Annotated in this window: 17 protein-coding genes and 6 pseudogenes; 10 read left to right on the plus strand and 13 right to left on the minus strand. The window is 48.6% G+C overall.

The features are described 5' to 3' along the window. Positions 1–8 precede the first annotated feature (8 nt). The 3 genes and pseudogenes from C1P89_RS08875 to C1P89_RS08890 all read left to right on the plus strand — a co-directional run. Positions 9–1,641: pseudogene (locus tag C1P89_RS08875) on the plus strand (glycoside hydrolase family 38 N-terminal domain-containing protein); the annotation flags it as partial. A gap of 55 nt (positions 1,642–1,696) precedes the next feature. After that, positions 1,697–2,394 (plus strand): IS1-like element IS1A family transposase gene (locus C1P89_RS08885; protein WP_094096600.1). Its coding sequence is split into 2 segments (ribosomal slippage): positions 1,697–1,946 and positions 1,946–2,394, totalling 699 coding nucleotides; the frame shifts between segments, so codons are not numbered across the junction. Between the two features lie 15 nt (positions 2,395–2,409). Then, positions 2,410–3,867 (plus strand): annotated as a pseudogene (locus C1P89_RS08890) (glycoside hydrolase family 38 C-terminal domain-containing protein); the annotation flags it as partial. An 87-nt stretch (positions 3,868–3,954) separates the two neighbouring features. Here the strand turns inward: C1P89_RS08890 and lpxM are convergent. From lpxM to znuA, 3 genes are all read right to left on the minus strand, one after another. Next, positions 3,955–4,926, minus strand: a complete 972-nt coding sequence (gene lpxM / locus C1P89_RS08895; protein ID WP_000448381.1) for a lauroyl-Kdo(2)-lipid IV(A) myristoyltransferase — start codon at positions 4,924–4,926, stop codon at positions 3,955–3,957. Positions 4,927–5,045: 119 nt separating this feature from the next. Continuing rightward, on the minus strand, positions 5,046–6,368 hold the full coding sequence (mepM, locus tag C1P89_RS08900) for a murein DD-endopeptidase MepM (RefSeq protein ID WP_001184041.1): 1,323 nt from the start codon (positions 6,366–6,368) through the stop codon (positions 5,046–5,048). Between the two features lie 15 nt (positions 6,369–6,383). Further along, entirely contained in the window at positions 6,384–7,316 is a 933-nt protein-coding gene (znuA, locus tag C1P89_RS08905; RefSeq protein ID WP_001300644.1) for a zinc ABC transporter substrate-binding protein ZnuA, read from the minus strand. Positions 7,317–7,394: 78 nt separating this feature from the next. Between znuA and znuC the strand changes: the two genes are divergently transcribed. Together znuC and znuB are read left to right on the plus strand one after the other, a co-directional pair. Further along, complete coding sequence (gene znuC, locus C1P89_RS08910; protein WP_000202996.1) at positions 7,395–8,150, plus strand: zinc ABC transporter ATP-binding protein ZnuC; 756 nt, start codon at positions 7,395–7,397, stop codon at positions 8,148–8,150. Beyond that, entirely contained in the window at positions 8,147–8,932 is a 786-nt protein-coding gene (gene znuB / locus C1P89_RS08915) for a zinc ABC transporter permease subunit ZnuB (protein ID WP_000571478.1), read from the plus strand. The genes znuC and znuB overlap by 4 nt, the downstream gene beginning before the upstream one ends. Positions 8,933–9,078: 146 nt before the next feature. Here znuB and ruvB read toward each other — a convergent pair whose 3' ends face one another. The 3 genes from ruvB to yobI all read right to left on the minus strand — a co-directional run bounded on the left by ruvB (position 9,079) and on the right by yobI (position 10,913). Further along, positions 9,079–10,089, minus strand: a complete 1,011-nt coding sequence (gene ruvB, locus C1P89_RS08920; protein WP_000568511.1) for a Holliday junction branch migration DNA helicase RuvB — start codon at positions 10,087–10,089, stop codon at positions 9,079–9,081. Between the two features lie 8 nt (positions 10,090–10,097). Next, positions 10,098–10,709 (minus strand): Holliday junction branch migration protein RuvA, encoded by a 612-nt coding sequence (ruvA, locus tag C1P89_RS08925; protein ID WP_000580326.1) that lies wholly within the window; start codon positions 10,707–10,709, stop codon positions 10,098–10,100. 138 nt (positions 10,710–10,847) lie between these two features. Beyond that, positions 10,848–10,913 (minus strand): stress response small protein YobI, encoded by a 66-nt coding sequence (yobI, locus tag C1P89_RS08930; RefSeq protein WP_072095795.1) that lies wholly within the window; start codon positions 10,911–10,913, stop codon positions 10,848–10,850. A gap of 73 nt (positions 10,914–10,986) precedes the next feature. Between yobI and C1P89_RS08935 the strand changes: the two genes are divergently transcribed. Next, positions 10,987–11,589 (plus strand): YebB family permuted papain-like enzyme, encoded by a 603-nt coding sequence (locus C1P89_RS08935; RefSeq protein ID WP_001024929.1) that lies wholly within the window; start codon positions 10,987–10,989, stop codon positions 11,587–11,589. Between the two features lies 1 nt (position 11,590). On the opposite strand, the gene ruvC is transcribed toward C1P89_RS08935, so the two are convergent. The 4 genes from ruvC to aspS form a co-directional block, all read right to left on the minus strand. Continuing rightward, on the minus strand, positions 11,591–12,112 hold the full coding sequence (gene ruvC / locus C1P89_RS08940) for a crossover junction endodeoxyribonuclease RuvC (RefSeq protein ID WP_005140141.1): 522 nt from the start codon (positions 12,110–12,112) through the stop codon (positions 11,591–11,593). A gap of 34 nt (positions 12,113–12,146) precedes the next feature. Then, a complete protein-coding gene (locus C1P89_RS08945; protein WP_000907248.1) occupies positions 12,147–12,887 on the minus strand; it encodes a YebC/PmpR family DNA-binding transcriptional regulator in 741 nt (246 codons plus the stop codon). A gap of 28 nt (positions 12,888–12,915) precedes the next feature. Next, a complete protein-coding gene (nudB, locus tag C1P89_RS08950; RefSeq protein ID WP_001308712.1) occupies positions 12,916–13,368 on the minus strand; it encodes a dihydroneopterin triphosphate diphosphatase in 453 nt (150 codons plus the stop codon). Positions 13,369–13,485: 117 nt separating this feature from the next. Then, entirely contained in the window at positions 13,486–15,258 is a 1,773-nt protein-coding gene (gene aspS / locus C1P89_RS08955; RefSeq protein ID WP_001258664.1) for an aspartate--tRNA ligase, read from the minus strand. A gap of 309 nt (positions 15,259–15,567) precedes the next feature. Here aspS and C1P89_RS08960 point away from each other — a divergent pair, with 309 nt between their 5' ends. The 4 genes and pseudogenes from C1P89_RS08960 to ipaHd all read left to right on the plus strand — a co-directional run bounded on the left by C1P89_RS08960 (position 15,568) and on the right by ipaHd (position 19,088). Continuing rightward, a complete protein-coding gene (locus tag C1P89_RS08960; protein WP_000891620.1) occupies positions 15,568–16,134 on the plus strand; it encodes a hydrolase in 567 nt (188 codons plus the stop codon). Next, positions 16,131–16,226, plus strand: a pseudogene (locus C1P89_RS25905) (hypothetical protein); the annotation flags it as partial. The gene C1P89_RS08960 and the pseudogene C1P89_RS25905, both read left to right, overlap by 4 nt. A 262-nt stretch (positions 16,227–16,488) precedes the next feature. After that, positions 16,489–16,737, plus strand: a complete 249-nt coding sequence (locus tag C1P89_RS08965) for a DinI-like family protein (RefSeq protein ID WP_001217553.1) — start codon at positions 16,489–16,491, stop codon at positions 16,735–16,737. Positions 16,738–17,337: 600 nt separating this feature from the next. Further along, positions 17,338–19,088, plus strand: a pseudogene (ipaHd, locus tag C1P89_RS08975) (T3SS effector E3 ubiquitin-protein ligase IpaHd). A gap of 179 nt (positions 19,089–19,267) precedes the next feature. Here ipaHd and C1P89_RS08985 read toward each other — a convergent pair. The 3 genes and pseudogenes from C1P89_RS08985 to C1P89_RS08995 all read right to left on the minus strand — a co-directional run bounded on the left by C1P89_RS08985 (position 19,268) and on the right by C1P89_RS08995 (position 21,980). Further along, entirely contained in the window at positions 19,268–19,891 is a 624-nt protein-coding gene (locus C1P89_RS08985) for a DUF4376 domain-containing protein (RefSeq protein WP_000551126.1), read from the minus strand. Then, positions 19,842–20,720 (minus strand): annotated as a pseudogene (locus tag C1P89_RS08990) (phage tail protein); the annotation flags it as partial. The pseudogene C1P89_RS08990 and the gene C1P89_RS08985, both read right to left, overlap by 50 nt. Positions 20,721–20,822: 102 nt before the next feature. Continuing rightward, positions 20,823–21,980 (minus strand): annotated as a pseudogene (locus C1P89_RS08995) (IS3-like element IS600 family transposase). Between the last annotated feature and the right edge of the window lie 21 nt (positions 21,981–22,001).

Genomic DNA, 22,001 nt, shown 5'->3' on the forward strand with positions numbered 1-22,001 from the left:
GGATTTCTATGTACCTTACTGATAATATTATCAAACTGTCGAATAAAATAGGTCAGCGTGTTTATACTGTTGTCTCTGAAATGTCGATTGAAGCATGGATAACAAAAGAACCGCAGCCTTTTGTTTATCGCCGTAGCGGCGCTTACCAGAAACTCACCATTGGCTCAGACTGGGGTCAACTGTTTGACTGTGCCTGGATGCGAGTTTATGGTAAACGTCCAGCAGATAAATTTAGACACAAACTCGTCGCTCTCGTTGATATCGGTGGCGAAGGTCTTATTGTGGATAAGAATGGTTCACCCATCTGCGGCATCACGAATAAAGCATCATCTTATGGCGTACCGCCAGATAAACCAGGTAAATGGGTGGTTGACCTTTCTCTCGTTAGTGAAAATGACGAGGTTGAGTTTTGGATTGATGCTGCCTGCAACGATTTATTTGGCTATGTTACTAATGGAGGGATTATTACTGATGTTCATATCGCGACACGTAATCAACTACTGAAATCCCTTTATTATGATATTGAGGTGCTTTTCGACTGGATTAATGATGGTCAGAAGTTTGAATCCATACATCCTAAAGGTATCACCCCAGAACAATTTATTGCCAAAAGAAGTGAGCGTACTGACGAAATCATAAGTACTCTCGAATATATTGATAATACGTTAATTACCTTTAGCAATGAAGAAATAATTAAATGTCAAATTGCAATCCAATCCATAATCAATAAAAACAATAATCCTTCAGAGTTCAGGATTATGGCTACTGGTCATGCCCATTTAGATATAGCGTGGATGTGGCCTTTAAGAGAAGGACGCAGAAAAGCAATAAGAACATTTGCCACCGCCCTTGCAAACATTGAAAAATATCCTGATTACATTTTTGGCGCTAGTCAGTACCAACTTTTTCACTGGATAAAAAAAGATTATCCCTATTTCTTCGAAAAGTTAAAAAAACAAATCGCCGCAGGCCGCTTTGAGTTACAAGGTTGCTTCTGGGTCGAATGCGATTTAAATCTGGTAAGTGGTGAATCGCTGATAAGGCAAATCATGCATGGGACACGATTCACACTGCAGAATTTTTCAAAAAAGATAAATTATGTCTGGCAACCGGATGTCTTTGGATTCCCCGCAACGCTTCCACAAATTCTCAAAAAATCAGGCATTAACTATATTGCATCGCAAAAGCTCTCACAAAACAAGATTAATAAATTTAATAATTACCTTTTCCGCTGGCAGGGCCTGGATGGCTCAGAAATTCTGATGCATAACTTTCCTGAAGACACTTATGATAGCCGAGCACGTGCTCGCTCTTTAGAATATATTGAACAAAACTATAATGAAAAAGAGATCTGTCCCTATGCGCTTATGGTGTATGGTGTATGGTGTCGGTGATGGCGGCGCTGGCCCCGGTGAGGAACATATAGAACGATTAACACGTATACGCAATATTGATGGCTTACCTCATGTTGATTTCAGCCGTGTTGATAAGTTCTTCACTTACGCCGACGCCTTTCGCGAAAGCTTGCCCATTATTTCAGGTGAACTTTATTTCGAGGCTCATCAAGGGTGCTTTACATCAGAGTCAGCAACTAAAGCTCATAATCGAAATATGGAAAATAAATTACATGATGCTGAATTTGGTGATGCTGCCAACTTACTGATTTAGTGTATGATGGTGTTTTTGAGGTGCTCCAGTGGCTTCTGTTTCTATCAGCTGTCCCTCCTGTTCAGCTACTGACGGGGTGGTGCGTAACGGCAAAAGCACTGCCGGACATCAGCGCTATCTCTGCTCTCACTGCCGTAAAACATGGCAACTGCAGTTCACTTACACCGCTTCTCAACCCGGTACGCACCAGAAAATCATTGATATGGCCATGAATGGCGTTGGATGCCGGGCAACTGCACGCATTATGGGCGTTGGCCTCAACACGATTTTACGTCACTTAAAAAACTCAGGCCGCAGTCGGTAACCTCGCGCATACAGCCGGGCAGTGACGTCATCGTCTGCGCGGAAATGGACGAACAGTGGGGCTATGTCGGGGCTAAATCGCGCCAGCGCTGGCTGTTTTACGCGTATGACAGTCTCCGGAAGACGGTTGTTGCGCACGTATTCGGTGAACGCACTATGGCGACGCTGGGGCGTCTTATGAGCCTGCTGTCACCCTTTGACGTGGTGATATGGATGACGGATGGCTGGCCGCTGTATGAATCCCGCCTGAAGGGAAAGCTGCACGTAATCAGCAAGCGATATACGCAGCGAATTGAGCGGCATAACCTGAATCTGAGGCAGCACCTGGCACGGCTGGGACGGAAGTCGCTGTCGTTCTCAAAATCGGTGGAGCTGCATGACAAAGTCATCGGGCATTATCTGAACATAAAACACTATCAATAAGTTGGAGTCATTACCGCTGAATTTTTTATAACTATTACTAATAATATGACATCAATTCTTCGCAGTGAGTTTGATGAAATATGGAAAGCGATGCTGACCTTGCAATTCCATGACATCCTTCCCGGCTCATGTATTTCAAGAGTTTATCATGAAACTGAAAAGGAATATCTTAAACTAGAAGCAAAAACCGAGAAAATTATTTCTGATGCGCAGTCTACTTTATTAAGTAAAATTGACACTTCTTCTTATAAAGATCCGCACATTTTGTTTAATACCACCTGTTTTGCTCGTAACGAATGGATCAATATAAACAACAACTGGCTCAAAGCACGAGTAAACTCTTATGGTTATGCTGTGATTGTTCCAAAGAATAAGATCGTAAATGGTCTGAAGGCAGAATCTCAAAGTATTGAAAATAATTACATTAAACTTCTTTTTTCAGAAAGCGGTGATTTAATTTCGCTATATGATAAAAGATATGGTAAAGAATACATTACTGAAAATATGCACAGTGAGATCCGTGCATACCACGAAGATGCAGGTTTTTTCGCGGCCTGGGATTTTGCTTCAAATTATCGTGATGGGGAATCATATGTTTTACTCGCTGAAAAAATGACAACTGTGATCAGCGGGCCTAAAACTACGATGACGCTGATTTATCACTACAATTCCTCTTATCTTCGTTTAGCCTTTACCCTGACACAGGATAGTCCACGCGTTGATGTCCAAACGTTTATTGATTGGCACGAACCTAATGTTTCTCTCAAAGTAAAATTCCCGGTGTCAGTACAAACATCTCTTGCACAATGTCAAATTCAGTTCGGTGTAATTGACAGACCAACGCATAGCGATGATTCGTTCGCTTTTGCCAAAGATGAAATACCAGCACATCACTGGGTCGACCTTTCTGATCGAGAAACTGGCATAGCTTTAATAGCAAAAAACAAATATGGCTATCGTGTCAAAGACCAGACGCTTGAATTAACTTTGCTGCGTTCGCAGCATAAACCTGGGGAAGTTGTTAAGACAGACAATTATGATAATTTCCTGATTAATAATTTTGCAGATATTGGTAAACAAAAATTCATATTCTCCTTATTTCCTCATCATGGAGATTACCGTGTGGGTGGTGTTATTAATCAAGCCTATATAATGAATCATCCCTTACAGGTCGTCCCTGTCAAACCGCACCCGGGTGAATTACCCCCTTCACTATCATTTTTTGCTATCGATACTAACAGCGTTATCATCGAAACAATAAAATTAGCTGAAGACGGCGACGGTATAATCGTAAGATTATATGAGAGTCATGGATTAGAAATTTCAGCCATGCTTTCGTGAGTATGTAATTATCACTACGTTCAATATGTCGATCTTCAAGAAAATAAGTTAGATGACAGTTTTTATTGCAATCAATATTGCAATCTTGAGTTCAAACCTTTTGAAATTATCACGCTACGATTAACTCAATAGCGTACTAACCTAAAAACTCAAAATAGTGGGAACACTCATTGAGATTTTTTATCGAGTACAGCCTCTCAATAATTTGAGAGGCTTTTTTTATTTGATAGGATAAAGATCTTTACGCTTATACGGTTGGATTTCGCCCGGTTTGCGAGTTTTCAGCAATTTTAATATCCAGGTGTATTGTTCTGGTCGCGGACCAACAAAAATCTCGACTTCTTCATTCATCCGCCGCGCAATCGTATGATCATCCGCCTCTAACAGATCATCCATCGGTGGGCGCACCTGAATCGTCAGACGGTGCGTCTTGCCATCATAAATCGGAAACAGCGGAACAACGCGCGCACGGCACACTTTCATCAAACGACCAATCGCGGGCAACGTCGCTTTATAGGTGGCAAAGAAATCCACAAATTCGCTGTGCTCTGGGCCATGATCCTGATCGGGTAAATAATATCCCCAGTACCCCTGACGTACCGACTGGATGAATGGTTTAATACCGTCATTTCTCGCATGCAGACGACCGCCAAAGCGACGACGCACCGTGTTCCAGACATAATCAAAAACCGGGTTGCCCTGATTATGGAACATCGCTGCCATTTTCTGCCCTTGCGAGGCCATCAGCATGGCAGGAATATCGACGGCCCAACCGTGCGGCACCAGAAAGATAACTTTCTCGTTATTACGCCTCATCTCTTCGATGATCTCCAGCCCTTGCCAGTCAACGCGCGGCTGAATTTTCTCCGGTCCGCGTATTGCCAACTCAGCCATCATTGCCATCGCTTGCGGCGCGGTGGCAAACATCTCATCAACAATCGCTTCGCGTTCAGCTTCACTACGTTCTGGAAAGCAGAGCGACAGATTGATTAACGCACGACGGCGTGAGCTTTTTCCCAGTCGTCCGGCAAAACGTCCCAGCCGTGCCAGAATGGGATCACGGAACTTTGGCGGCGTTAAAGCGATACCCGCCATCGCTGCTACACCCAGCCATGCTCCCCAGTAGCGCGGGTGGCGAAAGGATTTATCAAACTCAGGAATGTATTCGCTATTATTTTTTTTCGTTTCCATGCTTTTCCAGTTTCGGATAAGGCAAAAATCAATCTGGTGATAGTGTAGCGGCGCAACTTGCCCCGCACCAAATAAAAAAAGCCGATACTGACTGCGTACCGGCTGCGAATGGATGTTAATTAATCAAACCGTAGCTGCGGCACAATCTCTTTGGCCTGCGCCAGGAATTCGCGACGATCGGAGCCGGTCAGCCCTTCGGTACGCGGCAGTTTTGCCGTCAGCGGGTTTACGGCCTGCTGGTTTATCCATACTTCATAGTGCAGATGCGGCCCGGTTGAACGTCCGGTATTACCGGAAAGCGCGATACGGTCGCCACGTTTCACCTTCTGTCCCGGTTTCACCAGAATCTTGCGCAAGTGCATATAACGCGTGGTGTAGCTGCGACCATGACGAATAGCCACATAATAACCTGCTGCGCCACTGCGTTTGGCAACCACCACTTCACCGTCACCCACTGAAAGCACTGGCGTACCCTGCGGCATGGCGAAATCAACACCTCTGTGTGCTGCAACGCGACCGGTCACCGGATTAGTACGACGCGGGTTAAAGTTAGACGAGATACGGAACTGTTTCGCCGTCGGGAATCGCAAGAATCCTTTCGCCAGACCAGTACCGTTACGATCGTAGAATTTGCCATCTTCAGCGCGGATAGCGTAATAATCTTTACCTTCTGAACGCAAACGTACGCCCAGCAGCTGGCTTTGCTCACGTTTACCATCAAGCATTTCTCGAGACATTAACACCGCAAATTCATCGCCTTTTTTCAGTTTGCGGAAATCCATTTGCCACTGCATGGCTTTAATCACTGCGCTCACTTCGGCGCTGGTTAAACCGGCGTTTCTGGCGCTGGCAACAAAGCTCCCCCCGACGGTACCTTTCAGCAGATTGTTAACCCACTCTCCTTGCTGCATTTCGCTGGTCATTTTAAAACCGTTAGCGGCAGTACGGTCATAGGTTCGGGTTTCACGACGAGACACTTCCCAGGTGAGGCGCTGCAGTTCGCCGTCCGCGGTTAATGTCCAGGAGAGTTGTTGACCGATTTTCAGGTTACGCAATTCTTTGTCGGCCGCAGCCAGTTGGGTGATATCACCCATATCAATACCATACTGATTGAGAATGCTGCTTAGCGTATCGCCAGTGGAAACAACATATTCATGCACGCCCGCTTCACCGGCGATTTTGTCATCCAGTTCGTCCTGGGGAATGGCTTCATCTTCTTGTGCAGCTTGATCAATCGGCTCACTGGCTTCAGGTAAGAGCGAACGAATTTCGTTCTGTTCCAGCTCAATGGTTTTGACAATTGGCGTGGCATCGCGGTGATAAACATAGGGCCGCCAGACAGCGACGGCCAGAGTAAGAACGGTGAGCGACCCCAACATAACGCGGTGTGGTCGCGGTAAATTATTAAACGCCAGGGCGACAGAGCGGGCTATCTGTTGCACGTAATCACTTCCTCATTAATCTCCTTTCAGGCAGCTCGCATACTGGTTGGCTAATTGACTCAGGAATTCTGAATAGCTTGTTTTACCCAGTTTGATATTCGTCCCCAGGGGATCCAACGTTCCCATACGAACGGATGTCCCTCGTGCGACGCTCTCAACGACCGCTGGCCTGAACTGTGGCTCAGCAAAAACGCAGGTTGCTTTTTGCTCAACCAACTGTGTTCTTATTTCATGTAAACGCTGCGCGCCAGGTTGAATCTCAGGGTTAACGGTAAAATGACCAAGCGGTGTCAGTCCGAACTGTTTTTCGAAATAGCCGTAAGCATCGTGAAAAACGAAATAACCTTTCCCCTTGAGCGGCGCGAGCTCGTTACCAACCTGCGTTTCGGTTGAGGCTAATTGTGCCTCAAAATCCTTCAGGTTGGCGTCAAGTTTGGCTCGACTTTGCGGCATAAGTTCCACTAATTTTCCATGGATTGCAACCGCTGTAGCCCGCGCTATCTCTGGGGAAAGCCAAAGATGCATGTTGAAATCGCCGTGATGGTGATCTTCGTCACTTTTTTCCGCGTGGTCGTGATCATCATCATCGCCGTGAATACTTTTCATCAGTAGCGGTTTCACATCTTCAAGCTGCGCAATCGTTACCTGCTTCGCTCCTGGTAATTTGCTTACCGGTTTTTGCATAAACGCTTCCATCTCCGGGCCAACCCAAACGACTAAGTCCGCGTTCTGTAAGCGTTTTACATCCGATGGGCGCAGTGAATAATCATGTTCTGAAGCGCCGTCAGGAAGTAAAACCTCTGTTTCTGTTACCCCATCAGCAATGGCAGAAGCGATGAACCCAACGGGTTTAAGCGAAGCGACAACGGCGGCATCTGCGGCCTGTGTTGCACCTCCCCAGAGAGCGGCGGATAATGCTGCGAAAAGAAGCGTTTTTTTATGTAACATAATGCGACCAATCATCGTAATGAATATGAGAAGTGTGATATTATAACATTTCATGACTACTGCAAGACTAAAATTAACATGACAAGTCTGGTTTCCTTGGAAAATGTCTCGGTTTCTTTTGGCCAACGCCGCGTCCTCTCTGATGTGTCGCTGGAACTTAAACCTGGAAAAATTTTGACTTTACTTGGGCCAAATGGCGCAGGTAAGTCGACACTGGTACGGGTAGTGCTCGGGCTGGTAACACCCGATGAAGGGGTTATCAAGCGCAACGGAAAACTGCGCATCGGCTATGTACCGCAGAAGCTGTATCTCGACACCACGTTGCCACTGACCGTAAACCGTTTTTTACGCTTACGCCCTGGTACACATAAAGAAGATATTTTGCCTGCACTGAAACGTGTCCAGGCCGGGCACCTGATTAACGCACCGATGCAAAAGCTCTCTGGTGGCGAAACGCAGCGTGTACTGTTAGCGCGAGCATTGTTAAATCGCCCGCAATTATTAGTGCTGGATGAACCCACTCAAGGCGTGGATGTAAATGGCCAGGTGGCGTTATATGACCTTATTGACCAACTGCGTCGTGAACTGGATTGTGGCGTTTTAATGGTTTCTCACGATCTGCATCTGGTGATGGCAAAAACCGATGAAGTGCTGTGCCTGAATCACCACATTTGTTGTTCCGGCACACCGGAAGTTGTTTCCCTGCATCCGGAGTTTATTTCAATGTTTGGTCCTCGTGGTGCTGAACAACTGGGTATCTATCGCCATCATCATAACCATCGTCACGATTTACAGGGACGAATTGTTTTGCGTCGGGGAAATGATCGCTCATGATTGAATTATTATTTCCCGGTTGGTTAGCCGGGATCATGCTCGCCTGTGCCGCGGGTCCGCTGGGTTCGTTTGTAGTCTGGCGTCGTATGTCTTATTTCGGTGATACGCTGGCTCATGCCTCATTACTTGGTGTCGCGTTTGGTTTGTTGCTGGACGTGAATCCATTCTATGCGGTGATTGCCGTTACGCTGCTGCTGGCGGGCGGTCTGGTATGGCTGGAGAAGCGTCCACAGCTGGCGATCGACACGTTATTAGGGATTATGGCGCACAGTGCCCTGTCGCTGGGCCTGGTGGTCGTTAGTCTGATGTCTAATATTCGTGTTGATTTGATGGCTTACCTGTTCGGTGATTTGCTGGCAGTGACGCCAGAAGATCTCATCTCTATTGCGATTGGCGTGGTCATCGTGGTGGCTATTTTGTTCTGGCAATGGCGCAATTTGCTGTCGATGACGATTAGCCCGGATCTGGCGTTTGTTGATGGTGTGAAATTACAGCGCGTGAAATTGTTGTTGATGCTGGTGACGGCATTGACGATTGGTGTAGCGATGAAATTTGTCGGTGCGTTGATTATTACTTCGTTGCTGATTATTCCTGCAGCTACTGCGCGTCGCTTTGCCCGTACGCCGGAACAGATGGCTGGTGTCGCTGTTTTGGTGGGGATGGTGGCAGTAACTGGCGGTTTAACCTTTTCCGCGTTTTACGATACGCCGGCGGGTCCGTCGGTAGTGCTATGTGCTGCACTGTTATTTATTATCAGTATGATGAAAAAGCAGGCCAGCTAATCTGTCGCTGAACACATTTGTCGGATGCGGCGCGAGCGCCTTATCCGACCTACGGTTCGCTATCTCTGGTAGGCCGGATAAGACGCGAATAGCGTCGCATCAGGCACACTGCCAATGTCGGATGCGGTGCGAGCGACCAATCCGACTTACGGCATTTCTGGCGGCGTTATGCCAAAGTGATTCCACGCCCGCGTCGTCGCCATACGCCCACGCGGTGTACGCTGCAAAAAGCCTTGCTGAATCAGATAAGGCTCCAGCACATCCTCAATGGTTTCACGTTCTTCGCCAATGGCTGCCGCCAGGTTATCCAGACCTACCGGCCCACCAAAGAACTTATCGATTACCGCCAGCAACAATTTGCGGTCCATATAATCGAAACCTTCAGCATCGACATTCAACATATCCAGCGCCTGAGCAGCGATATCTGCCGAGATGGTGCCATCGTGCTTCACTTCGGCGAAATCACGCACTCGACGCAGCAGACGGTTGGCAATACGTGGCGTACCGCGAGCGCGACGAGCAACTTCCAGCGCGCCGTCATCACTCATCTCAAGCCCCATAAAGCGTGCGCTGCGACTGACGATATATTGCAGATCCGGCACCTGATAAAACTCCAGACGTTGCACAATACCAAAACGGTCGCGCAACGGTGATGTCAGCGAACCTGCGCGCGTGGTTGCACCAATCAGGGTAAACGGCGGCAAATCAATTTTAATGGAGCGTGCCGCCGGACCTTCACCAATCATGATATCCAGTTGGTAGTCTTCCATTGCCGGGTACAGCACTTCTTCAACAACTGGCGATAGACGGTGGATCTCATCAATAAACAGCACGTCATGCGGTTCAAGGTTAGTGAGCATCGCTGCCAGATCGCCCGCCTTTTCCAGCACCGGACCAGAAGTCGTGCGTAAATTAACGCCCATTTCATTGGCGACAATGTTGGCAAGCGTAGTTTTACCCAACCCCGGAGGACCAAAAATCAACAGATGATCGAGGGCATCGCCGCGCAGTTTCGCTGCTTTGATGAAAATCTCCATCTGTGAACGAACCTGCGGCTGACCAACATACTCTTCCAGTAATTTAGGGCGAATGGCGCGATCTGCCCCATCTTCCGGCAAAGTGGTACCGGCAGAAATCAGACGGTCTGCTTCAATCATCCTTTACCTCATAACGCGGCGCGTAGGGCTTCGCGAATTAATGTTTCACTGCTGGCGTCAGTGCGAGCGATTTTGCTCACCATGCGGCTTGCTTCTTGTGGTTTATAGCCCAGCGCCACCAGCGCGGCAACCGCTTCCTGTTCAGCATCGTCGGTTGCCGGGCTGGCAGGCGACGTGAGCACCAGATCGGCGGCTGGCGTAAAGAGATCGCCGTGCAAACCTTTAAATCGGTCTTTCATTTCGACAATTAAACGCTCGGCGGTTTTTTTACCAATGCCCGGCAGTTTCACCAGTGCTCCCACTTCTTCACGTTCAACGGCATTAACGAACTGCTGCGCTGACATTCCGGAGAGGATCGCCAGCGCCAACTTCGGGCCGACGCCGTTGGTTTTGATTAACTCTTTAAACAACGTGCGCTCTTGTTTATTGTTAAAACCGTACAGCAGTTGCGCGTCTTCACGCACCACAAAGTGGGTGAAAACGATCGCTTCCTGACCCGCTTCAGGGAGTTCATAAAAACAGGTCATCGGCATATGCACTTCATAGCCTACGCCGCCCACTTCAATTAACACCAGCGGGGGTTGTTTTTCAATGATGATGCCTCTGAGTCTGCCTATCACATGACGCTCCTGCGTAATGAATCAAAGATAATGCTGTATGATAAAAAAATGCTGGATAGATATCCAGCGAAGGATGAAGAAAACTTGCGAGGTGTCTCGATGAACTGAAAAATGGCACAGTATAATTTATTCTACAGGTTATATTGGAAGCAAATATTTTAATATTACATATTCAGTGAATAAATGCGTAATAAAAATATACATTGCGCCTCCTGAAAAAAAAATAAATTTTTTATGCTATTACGTATATTCGTATCTATTTCAATGGAATGACAACGTGAATATTAATTACCCTGCTGAATATGAAATTGGAGATATCGTCTTTACATGTATAGGTGCTGCCTTATTTGGTCAAATATCAGCTGCATCAAATTGCTGGAGTAATCACGTCGGGATCATTATCGGTCATAACGGTGAAGACTTCCTGGTTGCAGAAAGCCGGGTTCCCCTTTCAACCATCACCACGCTATCTCGTTTTATTAAACGTTCGTCTAATCAACGCTATGCTATAAAGCGATTAGACGCTGGGCTGACAGAACAACAAAAACAACGAATTGTTGAACAGGTTCCCTCCCGGCTACGCAAACTTTACCACACCGGTTTTAAATACGAATCTTCGCGCCAGTTCTGTTCAAAATTTGTTTTTGATATTTATAAAGAAGCGCTATGCATTCCGGTGGGTGAAATAGAAACGTTTGGAGAACTGTTAAATAGCAATCCGAATGCAAAACTCACTTTCTGGAAATTCTGGTTCTTAGGTTCTATTCCGTGGGAGCGTAAAACCGTCACGCCAGCCAGTTTGTGGCATCATCCGGGTCTGGTGTTGATTCACGCGGAGGGAGTTGAAACGCCTCAGCCTGAACTGACCGAGGCGGTATAACTTAACGCAGTCGCCCTCTCGCCAGGTTCAGCCGCGATTCGCTCATCTGCATTGCATTCTGGCTGACGTGACAATGGGTAATCGCGATAGCTAACGCATCGGCGGCATCCGCCTGTGGATTAGCGGGCAGTTTCAGCAAGGTGCGGACCATATGCTGCACCTGGCTTTTTTCGGCACTACCAATACCTACCACCGTTTGCTTTACCTGACGTGCCGCGTATTCAAATACCGGCAATTCCTGATTCACCGCCGCCACAATCGCCACGCCGCGCGCCTGCCCCAGTTTCAGAGCCGAGTCGGCATTTTTGGCCATAAAGACTTGTTCAATGGCGAAATAATCTGGCTGGAACTGGGTGATGATTTCCGTCACGCCCGCATAGATGAGCTTCAGACGAGACGGTAAATCATCCACTTTGGTGCGTATGCATCCGCTACCCAGGTAGGACAGTTGCCTGCCTACCTGGCGGATGACACCATAGCCGATCACGCGCGAACCCGGGTCAATGCCGAGAATAATAGCCATCACGCGTCTCCGTTTTGCTGTTTAGCAGGCCCCATCAGAGAGTTGCTGCAACCTCATCAGAGATTTCACCGTTATGGTAGACTTCCTGCACGTCGTCGCAATCTTCCAGCATATCGATCAGACGCATCAGTTTCGGTGCGGTTTCTGCATCCATATCAGCTTTGGTGGACGGGATCATGGAAACTTCCGCGCTGTCTGCTTTCAGACCTGCCGCTTCCAGAGCGTCGCGCACTTTACCCATTTCTTCCCATGCAGTGTAGACGTCAATCGCGCCGTCATCATAGGTCACAACGTCTTCAGCACCTGCTTCCAGTGCTGCTTCCATAATGGTGTCTTCATCGCCTTTCTCGAAGGAGATCACGCCTTTTTTGCTGAACAGATAGGCAACGGAACCATCAGTACCGAGGTTACCGCCACATTTGCTAAATGCATGACGCACTTCAGCAACGGTACGGTTGCGGTTGTCAGACAGACATTCAATCATGATTGCCGTGCCGCCAGGACCGTAACCTTCGTAGATGATGGTTTCCATGTTTGCATCATCATCACCGCCCACACCACGTGCAATTGCGCGGTTCAGTGTGTCACGGGTCATGTTGTTAGACAGTGCTTTATCCACCGCCGCACGCAGACGCGGGTTAGCGTCCGGATCGCCACCGCCCAGCTTAGCCGCGGTTACCAGCTCACGAATGATTTTAGTGAAGATTTTACCGCGCTTAGCATCCTGCGCAGCTTTACGATGTCTGGTGTTGGCCCATTTACTATGACCTGCCATAAAAATATCTCCAGATAGCCCTGCCTGTTCAGGCAGCGTTAATTACAAACTGTTCAATCGCCTGCCGGTTGCTCCAGGACTTAGTGAGCGCCGCGGCAGCAGGCGCATCAAGCCACTTGTAAGCCAGATGTTCAGTGAAGACTACCTGGCGTTCGTGCGGGAGCGCAAGACAGAACCATGATTCCGTATTACGCGTCACGCCCGGCGCATAGCGATGACGTAAATGTGAAAAAATTTCAAACTCTACCGTGCGCTGACAGTCAATTAAGGTCAGTTGTTCAGCGACAACATCAATGGTGACCTCTTCCTTTACTTCGCGCATGGCAGCTTGCGGCGCGGTTTCACCCTCTTCCACGCTGCCGGTTACCGACTGCCAGAAATCGGGATCGTCACGCCGCTGCAACATCAGCACCCGTTTCGTATCTTGTGCATAGATGACCACTAAGATCGAAACGGGACGCTTATACACTTTATCCTTCACGCTGCCTCTTCGTTGACTGCCTTCGCTCATCCCATTCACATAGTTATCTATGCTCATGGGAGTTCACTCAGTTGCCGCCTTGATGCAACGCGAATGATTTCGTGTATTTGAGTCATATCAGTTATTCTCAGCCTTCTTCACAACCTGAATGCTCAGCTCAGCCAGTACAGTCGGGTTAGCAAAGCTCGGTGCTTCAGTCATCAGACACGCTGCCGCCGTGGTTTTCGGGAAGGCGATAACGTCACGGATATTGTCGGTGCCAGTCAGCAGCATGGTCAGACGGTCAAGACCGAATGCCAGACCTGCGTGCGGCGGAGTACCGTATTTCAGGGCGTCGAGCAGGAAGCCGAATTTCTCGCGCTGTTCCTCTTCGTTGATACCCAGAATACCAAACACCGTCTGCTGCATATCACCATTATGGATACGTACTGAACCACCGCCCACTTCGTAACCATTGATGACCATATCGTAAGCGTTCGCCACCGCATTTTCCGGTGCAGCTTTCAGTTCTGCAGCAGTCATGTCTTTCGGTGAGGTGAACGGATGGTGCATTGCCGTCAGGCCGCCTTCACCGTCGTCTTCAAACATCGGGAAGTCGATAACCCACAGCGGTGCCCATTTGCTTTCGTCGGTCAGACCAAGGTCTTTACCCACTTTCAGGCGCAGTGCGCCCATCGCGTCGGCAACAATTTTCTTGTTGTCGGCACCGAAGAAAATCATATCGCCATCTTGCGCGGCAGTACGATCCAGGATGGCTTCGATGATTTCTGCATTAAGGAACTTCGCTACCGGGCTGTTGATACCTTCCAGACCTTTCGCGCGTTCGTTAACTTTGATGTAAGCCAGACCTTTCGCGCCGTAGATTTTAACGAAGTTACCGTATTCGTCGATCTGCTTACGGGTCAGCGATGCGCCACCCGGAACACGTAGAGCGGCAACACGGCCTTTCGGATCGTTCGCCGGCCCCGCAAATACTGCAAACTCAACAGATTTCAGCAGATCGGCAACGTCGGTCAGTTCCATCGGGTTACGCAGATCCGGTTTATCAGAACCATAACGGCGTTCTGCTTCCGCAAAGGTCATTACCGGGAAATCGCCCAGATCCACGCCCTTCACTTCCAGCCACAAATGACGCACCAGCGCTTCCATCACTTCACGCACTTGCGGCGCGGTCATGAAAGAAGTTTCCACATCGATCTGAGTAAATTCAGGCTGACGATCAGCGCGCAGGTCTTCGTCACGGAAGCATTTAACGATCTGATAGTAACGGTCAAAACCGGACATCATCAGCAGCTGTTTGAACAACTGTGGGGATTGCGGCAGTGCGTAGAATTTACCTTTGTGCACACGAGAAGGCACCAAGTAGTCACGCGCGCCTTCCGGCGTGGCTTTGGTCAGCATCGGAGTTTCGATGTCGAGGAAGCCGTGGTCATCCATAAAACGGCGCACCAGGCTGGTGATTTTAGCGCGGGTTTTCAGGCGCTGCGCCATTTCCGGGCGACGCAGGTCGAGGTAGCGGTATTTCAGACGCGCTTCTTCGGTGTTGACGTGGTTAGAGTCAAGCGGCAGAACATCTGCGCGGTTGATGATAGTCAGCGAGGACGCCAGCACTTCAATTTCGCCGGTCGCCATATCGCGGTTAATATTTTTTTCGTCACGCGCACGTACGGTGCCCGTAACCTGAATGCAGAACTCATTACGCAGTTCAGAGGCCAGCTTTAACGCGTCCGCACGATCCGGATCGAAAAATACCTGCACGATACCTTCGCGGTCGCGCATATCGATGAAGATCAGGCTACCAAGATCACGACGACGGTTGACCCAACCACACAGAGTCACCTGCTGCCCCACGTGGGACAAACGGAGCTGTCCACAATATTCTGTACGCATGAGATATCCCTTAACTTAGCTGCCGGCGGATGCCCCCTGCTGCGCAGGTGACCAAGTCGCAGCGTTAGCTGTATGTCACAACTGAATGAAAAAAGGCGGCTATTATACTGGAAATTCTGCCGCACCGTAAGAGCCTGGCCCGCGCTGTAACGCCTCGTTACCACTTTATATCGGGCCTGAAATCAGACTCTACGCCAGTTTGCTATAAAGGTGTTGCCCGAACTCATAAAAATTAACAAAATTTGTCGTTCCGCCATCGGCTAATCGCATTAAGGTGTGAGGCACGATTTTGTTTTTTCAGGAGTCAGCATGCTTGAACTTAATGCTAAAACCACTGCGTTGGTGGTGATCGATTTACAAGAAGGCATCTTACCTTTTGCCGGTGGTCCACATACTGCCGATGAGGTAGTTAATCGCGCCGGGAAGCTGGCGGCGAAATTTCGCGCCAGCGGTCAGCCCGTGTTTCTGGTGCGAGTTGGCTGGTCTGCCGATTACGCCGAAGCATTAAAACAGCCGGTTGATGCCCCCTCCCCCGCTAAAGTGTTGCCCGAAAACTGGTGGCAACATCCAGCTGCATTAGGTGCAACTGACAGTGATATCGAAATCATCAAACGTCAGTGGGGTGCGTTTTACGGTACGGATCTGGAGTTGCAACTGCGCCGCCGAGGTATCGATACAATAGTGTTATGTGGGATCTCGACCAATATCGGTGTTGAATCCACCGCCCGCAATGCCTGGGAACTTGGCTTTAATCTGGTGATTGCCGAAGACGCCTGTAGTGCCGCCAGCGCCGAGCAACACAATAACAGCATTAATCATATCTACCCGCGCATCGCCCGTGTGCGTAGCGTGGAAGAGATCCTTCACGCGTTATGATTTACATCGGTCTACCGCAATGGTCGCATCCTAAATGGGTGCGGTTGGGGATCACCAGCCTTGAAGAGTATGCCCGCCACTTTAACTGCGTGATACGGGATTTTTAAAAATCACTAAAGAACGCCCAAGAGCATGTGTTTTCTTTAGAATAATCAAAGCGTTGGATTGCCATGCCATATGAAAATCGGCAAAGTTCATATGTAACAAAGTGTCCCAATCATGCCCCAAAATGCCCCACAACAAATATTTTTGCCCCATGCATGCCCCAAAAAATCACTTTCCCTCACTCTTGACACTGTTTATCCATACAGTTAAAAATAATACTGTATAAAAACACAGTGTAGAGGGATTTTTATGCGTATTGAAATCTGCATAGCCAAAGAGAAAATGACTAAAATGCCAACCGGTGCTGTGGATGCGTTAAAGGAAGAATTAACCCGACGCATCAGTAAACGTTATGACGATGTAGAGGTGATCGTAAAAGCCACCAGCAACGATGGCCTTTCTGTTACGCGCACCGCCGATAAAGATTCAGCTAAAACTTTTGTTCAGGAAACTCTGAAAGATACCTGGGAGTCTGCTGACGAGTGGTTTGTTCACTAATTAGCACGTAAAATCAGTAACGGCTGGAAATCATTCAATACTCGCACTATCGGAAGTTCACCAGCCAGCCGCAGCACGTTCTTGCATACGACGTGTCTGCGGTCTCAACTCCGCCCGCCCCCGCCAATCATGATTGGGCAGTACCAGTACAGCACTAGCAAAGACAGGAAATTAGCAGTCTCAGCAAAACACCGACCAGACGGTGAGAAGACAAAAAGATACGCAAAGATGCCGCGGTTCCAGAAGAATAAAAAACCGCTAATGGACAGCCTCCTTAACACAGTTTTTTATATACATGATTCACTGATACCAGTGGCATTAATAGCTATTATATAGCTTCAGCTCCTTTTTTCATACCTTAAGGAAAAATTGCCCCCTCCCCCAAAAAGTATCGTTTTTTTACATTAAACCGATCCAGTTTAGGATAGTGTAAAGCAGAAGTTCTTCAATATATAACATATGGAGTTAATATGCTTACACAAACTATATATCCGCCTCCTCCAGAAGTTCCTGTCTACTGCTGAAGGGAACCAATAACATTGCAAAGCAGATAAAAAAGAATCCAACACCTCTCAACATAAAGAATACGCCCTGATATTTATGCTCCCGACAAATAACAATCACAGATTAATTTCAAATTCGTTCTCCACTTATTCAATCGACACTAGCCGTGCATATGAAAATTATCTAACCCATTGGACTGAATGGAAAAATAACCGCATACAAGAAGAACAACGAGACATCGCTTTTCAGCGACTAGTATCATGTCTACAAAACCAAGAGACGAACCTGGACTTGTCTGAATTAGGCCTGACAACATTACCTGAAATCCCCCGGGAATTAAATCAATTAATATAAGTAAAAATAATTTAAGCTTAATCTCCCCATTGCCTGCGTCCCTTACACAGCTTAATGTCAGCTATAACAGACTTATTGAACTGCCTGCTTTGCCTCAAGGACTTAAATTATTGAATGCGTCCCACAATCAACTAATCACACTACCCACACTCCCCATATCTTTGAAGGAGCTTCATGTCTCAAATAATCAATTATGTTCTCTTCCTGTTTTACCAGAACTACTGGAAACATTAGATGTATCATGTAATGGGCTGGCAGTTTTACCACCTTTACCATTTTCTTTACAAGAGATTAGCGCAATAGGGAATCTTCTTAGTGAACTCCCCCCTCTACCTCACAACATTCACTCCATATGGGCAATCGACAATATGTTAACCGATATTCCATACCTGCCGGAAAATTTAAGGAACGGTTATTTTGACATAAATCAGATAAGTCATATCCCGGAAAGCATTCTTAATCTGAGGAATGAATGTTCAATAGATATTAGTGATAACCCATTGTCATCCCATGCTCTGCAATCCCTGCAAAGATTAACCTCTTCGCCGGACTACCACGGCCCGCAGATTTACTTCTCCATGAGTGACGGACAACAGAATACACTCCATCGCCCCCTGGCTGATGCCGTGACAGCATGGTTCCCGGAAAACAAACAATCTGATGTATCACAGATATGGCATGCTTTTGAACATGAAGAGCATGCCAACACCTTTTCCGCGTTCCTTGACCGCCTTTCCGATACCGTCTCTGCACGCAATACCTCCGGATTCCGTGAACAGGTCGCTGCATGGCTGGAAAAACTCAGTGCCTCTGCGGAGCTTCGACAGCAGTCTTTCGCTGTTGCTGCTGATGCCACTGAGAGCTGTGAGGACCGTGTCGCGCTCACATGGAACAATCTCCGGAAAACCCTCCTGGTCCATCAGGCATCTGAAGGCCTTTTCGATAATGATACCGGCGCTCTGCTCTCCCTGGGCAGGGAAATGTTCCGCCTCGAAATTCTGGAGGACATTGCCCGGGATAAAGTCAGAACTCTCCATTTTGTGGATGAGATAGAAGTCTACCTGGCCTTCCAGACCATGCTCGCAGAGAAACTTCAGCTCTCCACTGCCGTGAAGGAAATGCGTTTCTATGGCGTGTCGGGAGTGACAGCAAATGACCTCCGCACTGCCGAAGCCATGGTCAGAAGCCGTGAAGAGAATGAATTTACGGACTGGTTCTCCCTCTGGGGACCATGGCATGCTGTACTGAAGCGTACGGAAGCTGACCGCTGGGCGCTGGCAGAAGAGCAGAAATATGAGATGCTGGAGAATGAGTACCCTCAGAGGGTGGCTGACCGGCTGAAAGCATCAGGTCTGAGCGGTGATGCGGATGCGGAGAGGGAAGCCGGTGCACAGGTGATGCGTGAGACTGAACAGCAGATTTACCGTCAGCTGACTGACGAGGTACTGGCCCTGCGATTGCCTGAAAACGGCTCACAACTGCACCATTCATAATCACATTGCATAAACCACAGACCGGACTGACTCCGGAAAAACAGAGGCCCGCCCCCGGGCCTCCCCGGATTCATCCGTTTCCCTGTTCAGCCTGACAGCACGCCCCCGCGGCCGGATGACAGACTCCGCTTCGGTAAGCAAAGCGGTCTTCTGTGATTCCGCCAGTTGCGGCTTATTCATTACTCAACGTCAAACGCCCGAATTGAAGCCAAATCATCCAGACCGCTCAGCTCCTCTTTCATTTCACGCTGACGGCGATAAATCTCATCGTTGCGATCGACCTGCGCCTGCACCATTGCTGCCGCCAGTTCTTCCAGTTCCGGCATCGACAGTTTCACCTGCTGATTATCGGCATCGCTCCACGCCATATGTGTTTGTGCTGTGACAGATTTTGCCAGCATGACTACCGGGGACAGGCGGCCCAGTGAGTCGGGACCAGCATTCCAGATACGACCGTTCCATTCAAACGTGAACGGCTTCGCCTCCTGTTCTGCGCGCCATGCTTCAATTTCCTGACGCCTGGCCTCTCTGGCCGCTTCCAGCATTTCTGGTGTCACAGTGAATGGGGCTATCTCACCCCATTTGCCACTTTGCAGTTCCTGCCAGATTTGCTGACCCGTCGGTGCGACATCATCAGCGGTGGCTGTGTAGGGGACTGCCTGGTCCCTGTCGTCAAAAAAAACGTCACAGTCTACTGCGCCACTTTCGGTATAACGGGGATTAATGATTTTTTTAATTTCCACGGTGCATTCCTCACGATGTGCGAATAAAAAGCCCGGGCATTGCGCCAGAGACATGTGCATCCGGCACCCCGGACAGGGCGCAATATGACCCCGGTAATGAATGCTCTGAACATCCCGTAATGAAAAATTGTGGGGATGCTATATACGTTCCGGTGGGAGTACTGGGCACTGAAATCCCCACCGGTCCCAGTCGTGAGCCTCTGTATGACTGCCCCCTGACAAGTCTGATGACTTTATCACCGTCAGCTTCTCCCTGGTACGCAGCAATAATCAGCCCGCCAATGTCAGGGTCTCCCCATCTGTTGCGGACAGAGCTCGCCACGATTCTGTAAATAATATCTTCTGTGGTTATATTTATTTTCACCCAGCCAGTCAGTCTGGATATGGGCCAGTAGCAGTAGCGGGTGTGATAAATGGGGCCGTTAATGCCGTAAAAAGTAAGGGATTTGGCTCTGTACCGCGGTTCTGTTGTCTCAGGGCGTGCATCAGTCCACCGGATGCTGAGCACCCCTTCAAACCGTGTGTCGGGTATGATGATGTCGTAGGGGCCAGCAACGGAATATTCACCTGGCAGCGCATTCCTTACCCAGGCCAGGAAATCACTCTTAGTGTCAAAACGGATAACATCTTCAGGCAGAAAAGCACACCCAAAGCCGAATGCGCCGGGTATCGCCAGACGGCCTTTTGTCCGGTCGTAAATGTCGCTCTGTGCTTCCATCGTGGCCGCACTTTTCAGCCCCAGATTATCCCGGGACTTCTGTTGTGCCTTTTCGCCTGCTGCTGCGATTTCAGACAGATGGTTAGCCGTTTTCAGAGTGCCGGTCAGCGCAGCATCAATGTCATTTTTGGCCTGTTCTGCTGCGCGGGCATAACCTGCGGCTGCCTGTGCACGCTGACCGGATAAGACGGCGTTTTTCCCCGTGCTTTTCACGTCTTCCGCAGTGGCCTTGAGGTGTACTGGCAATAGCGGACACTACCATTTGTTCTTTTTTTAAGCAGCCATCTGATGATATTTTTCCCTGAAGGCTGCCGGGGAGATATTCCCCAGACGAGAGTGACGACGCTGACGATTGTAGAAAATCTCAATGTATTCCCGTATTACTGAGATGGCTTCATCCCGGTTATTAAAACGATAGTGGCTCAGGCTCTCATTTTTCAGCGTTCCCCAGAAGCTTTCCATCGGAGCGTTGTCGTAACAGTTACCTTTACGCGACATTGATGTTTTCAGACCAGACTGCTCCTGTATGACCCGGTAATCGTATGCGCAGTACTGTGAACCTCGATCAGAGTGGTGGATTAGCCCGGCAGGTGGGCGCTGGCTCCTGAGCGCCATAAACAGGGCTTTACCTGTCAGCTCTTTTGTCATGCGCTCTCCCATGGCGTAGCCGACAATTTCGCACGTATAAACATCTTTGATGCCAGCGAGGTACAACCATCCCTCCTGTGTGGCAACATACGTCAGGTCCGCCACCCAGACCTGATTTGGTGCTGTAGGAGCGAACGTCTGGTTCAGCAGATTTGGCGCAACTGGCAGATTGTGGTTCGAGTTCGTAGTCGCTCTGAACTTGCGTTTCTGCTTACAGCGTAGCCTTAGCTCCTTACGAAGACGTGCCAGTCGGTCACGACCAACAATGATGCCATTCTCTGCCAGCTCCGTCTGGAGCCGCCGGGTTCCATATGTTTCGCGAGTGCGGATATGTGCCACCTTAATCTCCAGTTTTAGCCGCTCATCACTTTGTTTTCTGTCTGAGGGTTCATGCTGTACCCAGTTGTAATAACCGCTCCTGGATACACCAAATACCTGACACATCGCTTCAATGGGAAATTGTTGTCGCCCATTGTTCGATTAACGCGTATTTTTCAGCGACTCCTGTGCAAAATACGCTGTTGCTTTTTTTAATATATCTCGCTCAAGGCGAGCTTCATTTAACGCCTTACGCAGTTGCAGAATTTCAGATTCCAGTTCAGCCACCGTGCGGGAACCAGGAGTACCGAGCCCTTTTCTGGCGGCGGTAACCCATTGTCCTAAAGTGCCTTCAGGAAGAGATAATCGGGAAGCGCCTTCACTGATCGAAAGTTGATTTTCAGGAACCGTTCTGACAGCTTCGGCTTTGAACTCTTTAGAGTAACGTTGGGTTTTTCTGCTCATTATTAGCTCCTTCTGATGCCA

The sequence above is a fragment of the Shigella sonnei genome (assembly GCF_002950395.1).
Classification (GTDB): Bacteria; Pseudomonadota; Gammaproteobacteria; order Enterobacterales; family Enterobacteriaceae; genus ECMA0423.

Bases quoted from the DNA above. Each gene is read 5' to 3' on its own strand.
- lpxM (WP_000448381.1), bottom strand. From the start codon at position 4,926: ATGGAAACGAAAAAAAATAATAGCGAATACATTCCTGAGTTTGATAAA.
- znuA (WP_001300644.1), bottom strand. From the start codon at position 7,316: ATGTTACATAAAAAAACGCTTCTTTTCGCAGCATTATCCGCCGCTCTC.
- znuC (WP_000202996.1), top strand. From the start codon at position 7,395: ATGACAAGTCTGGTTTCCTTGGAAAATGTCTCGGTTTCTTTTGGCCAA.
- znuB (WP_000571478.1), top strand. From the start codon at position 8,147: ATGATTGAATTATTATTTCCCGGTTGGTTAGCCGGGATCATGCTCGCC.
- ruvB (WP_000568511.1), bottom strand. From the start codon at position 10,089: ATGATTGAAGCAGACCGTCTGATTTCTGCCGGTACCACTTTGCCGGAA.
- ruvC (WP_005140141.1), bottom strand. From the start codon at position 12,112: ATGGCTATTATTCTCGGCATTGACCCGGGTTCGCGCGTGATCGGCTAT.
- C1P89_RS08945 (WP_000907248.1), bottom strand. From the start codon at position 12,887: ATGGCAGGTCATAGTAAATGGGCCAACACCAGACATCGTAAAGCTGCG.
- aspS (WP_001258664.1), bottom strand. From the start codon at position 15,258: ATGCGTACAGAATATTGTGGACAGCTCCGTTTGTCCCACGTGGGGCAG.
- C1P89_RS08960 (WP_000891620.1), top strand. From the start codon at position 15,568: ATGCTTGAACTTAATGCTAAAACCACTGCGTTGGTGGTGATCGATTTA.
- C1P89_RS08965 (WP_001217553.1), top strand. From the start codon at position 16,489: ATGCGTATTGAAATCTGCATAGCCAAAGAGAAAATGACTAAAATGCCA.
- C1P89_RS08985 (WP_000551126.1), bottom strand. From the start codon at position 19,891: ATGCACATGTCTCTGGCGCAATGCCCGGGCTTTTTATTCGCACATCGT.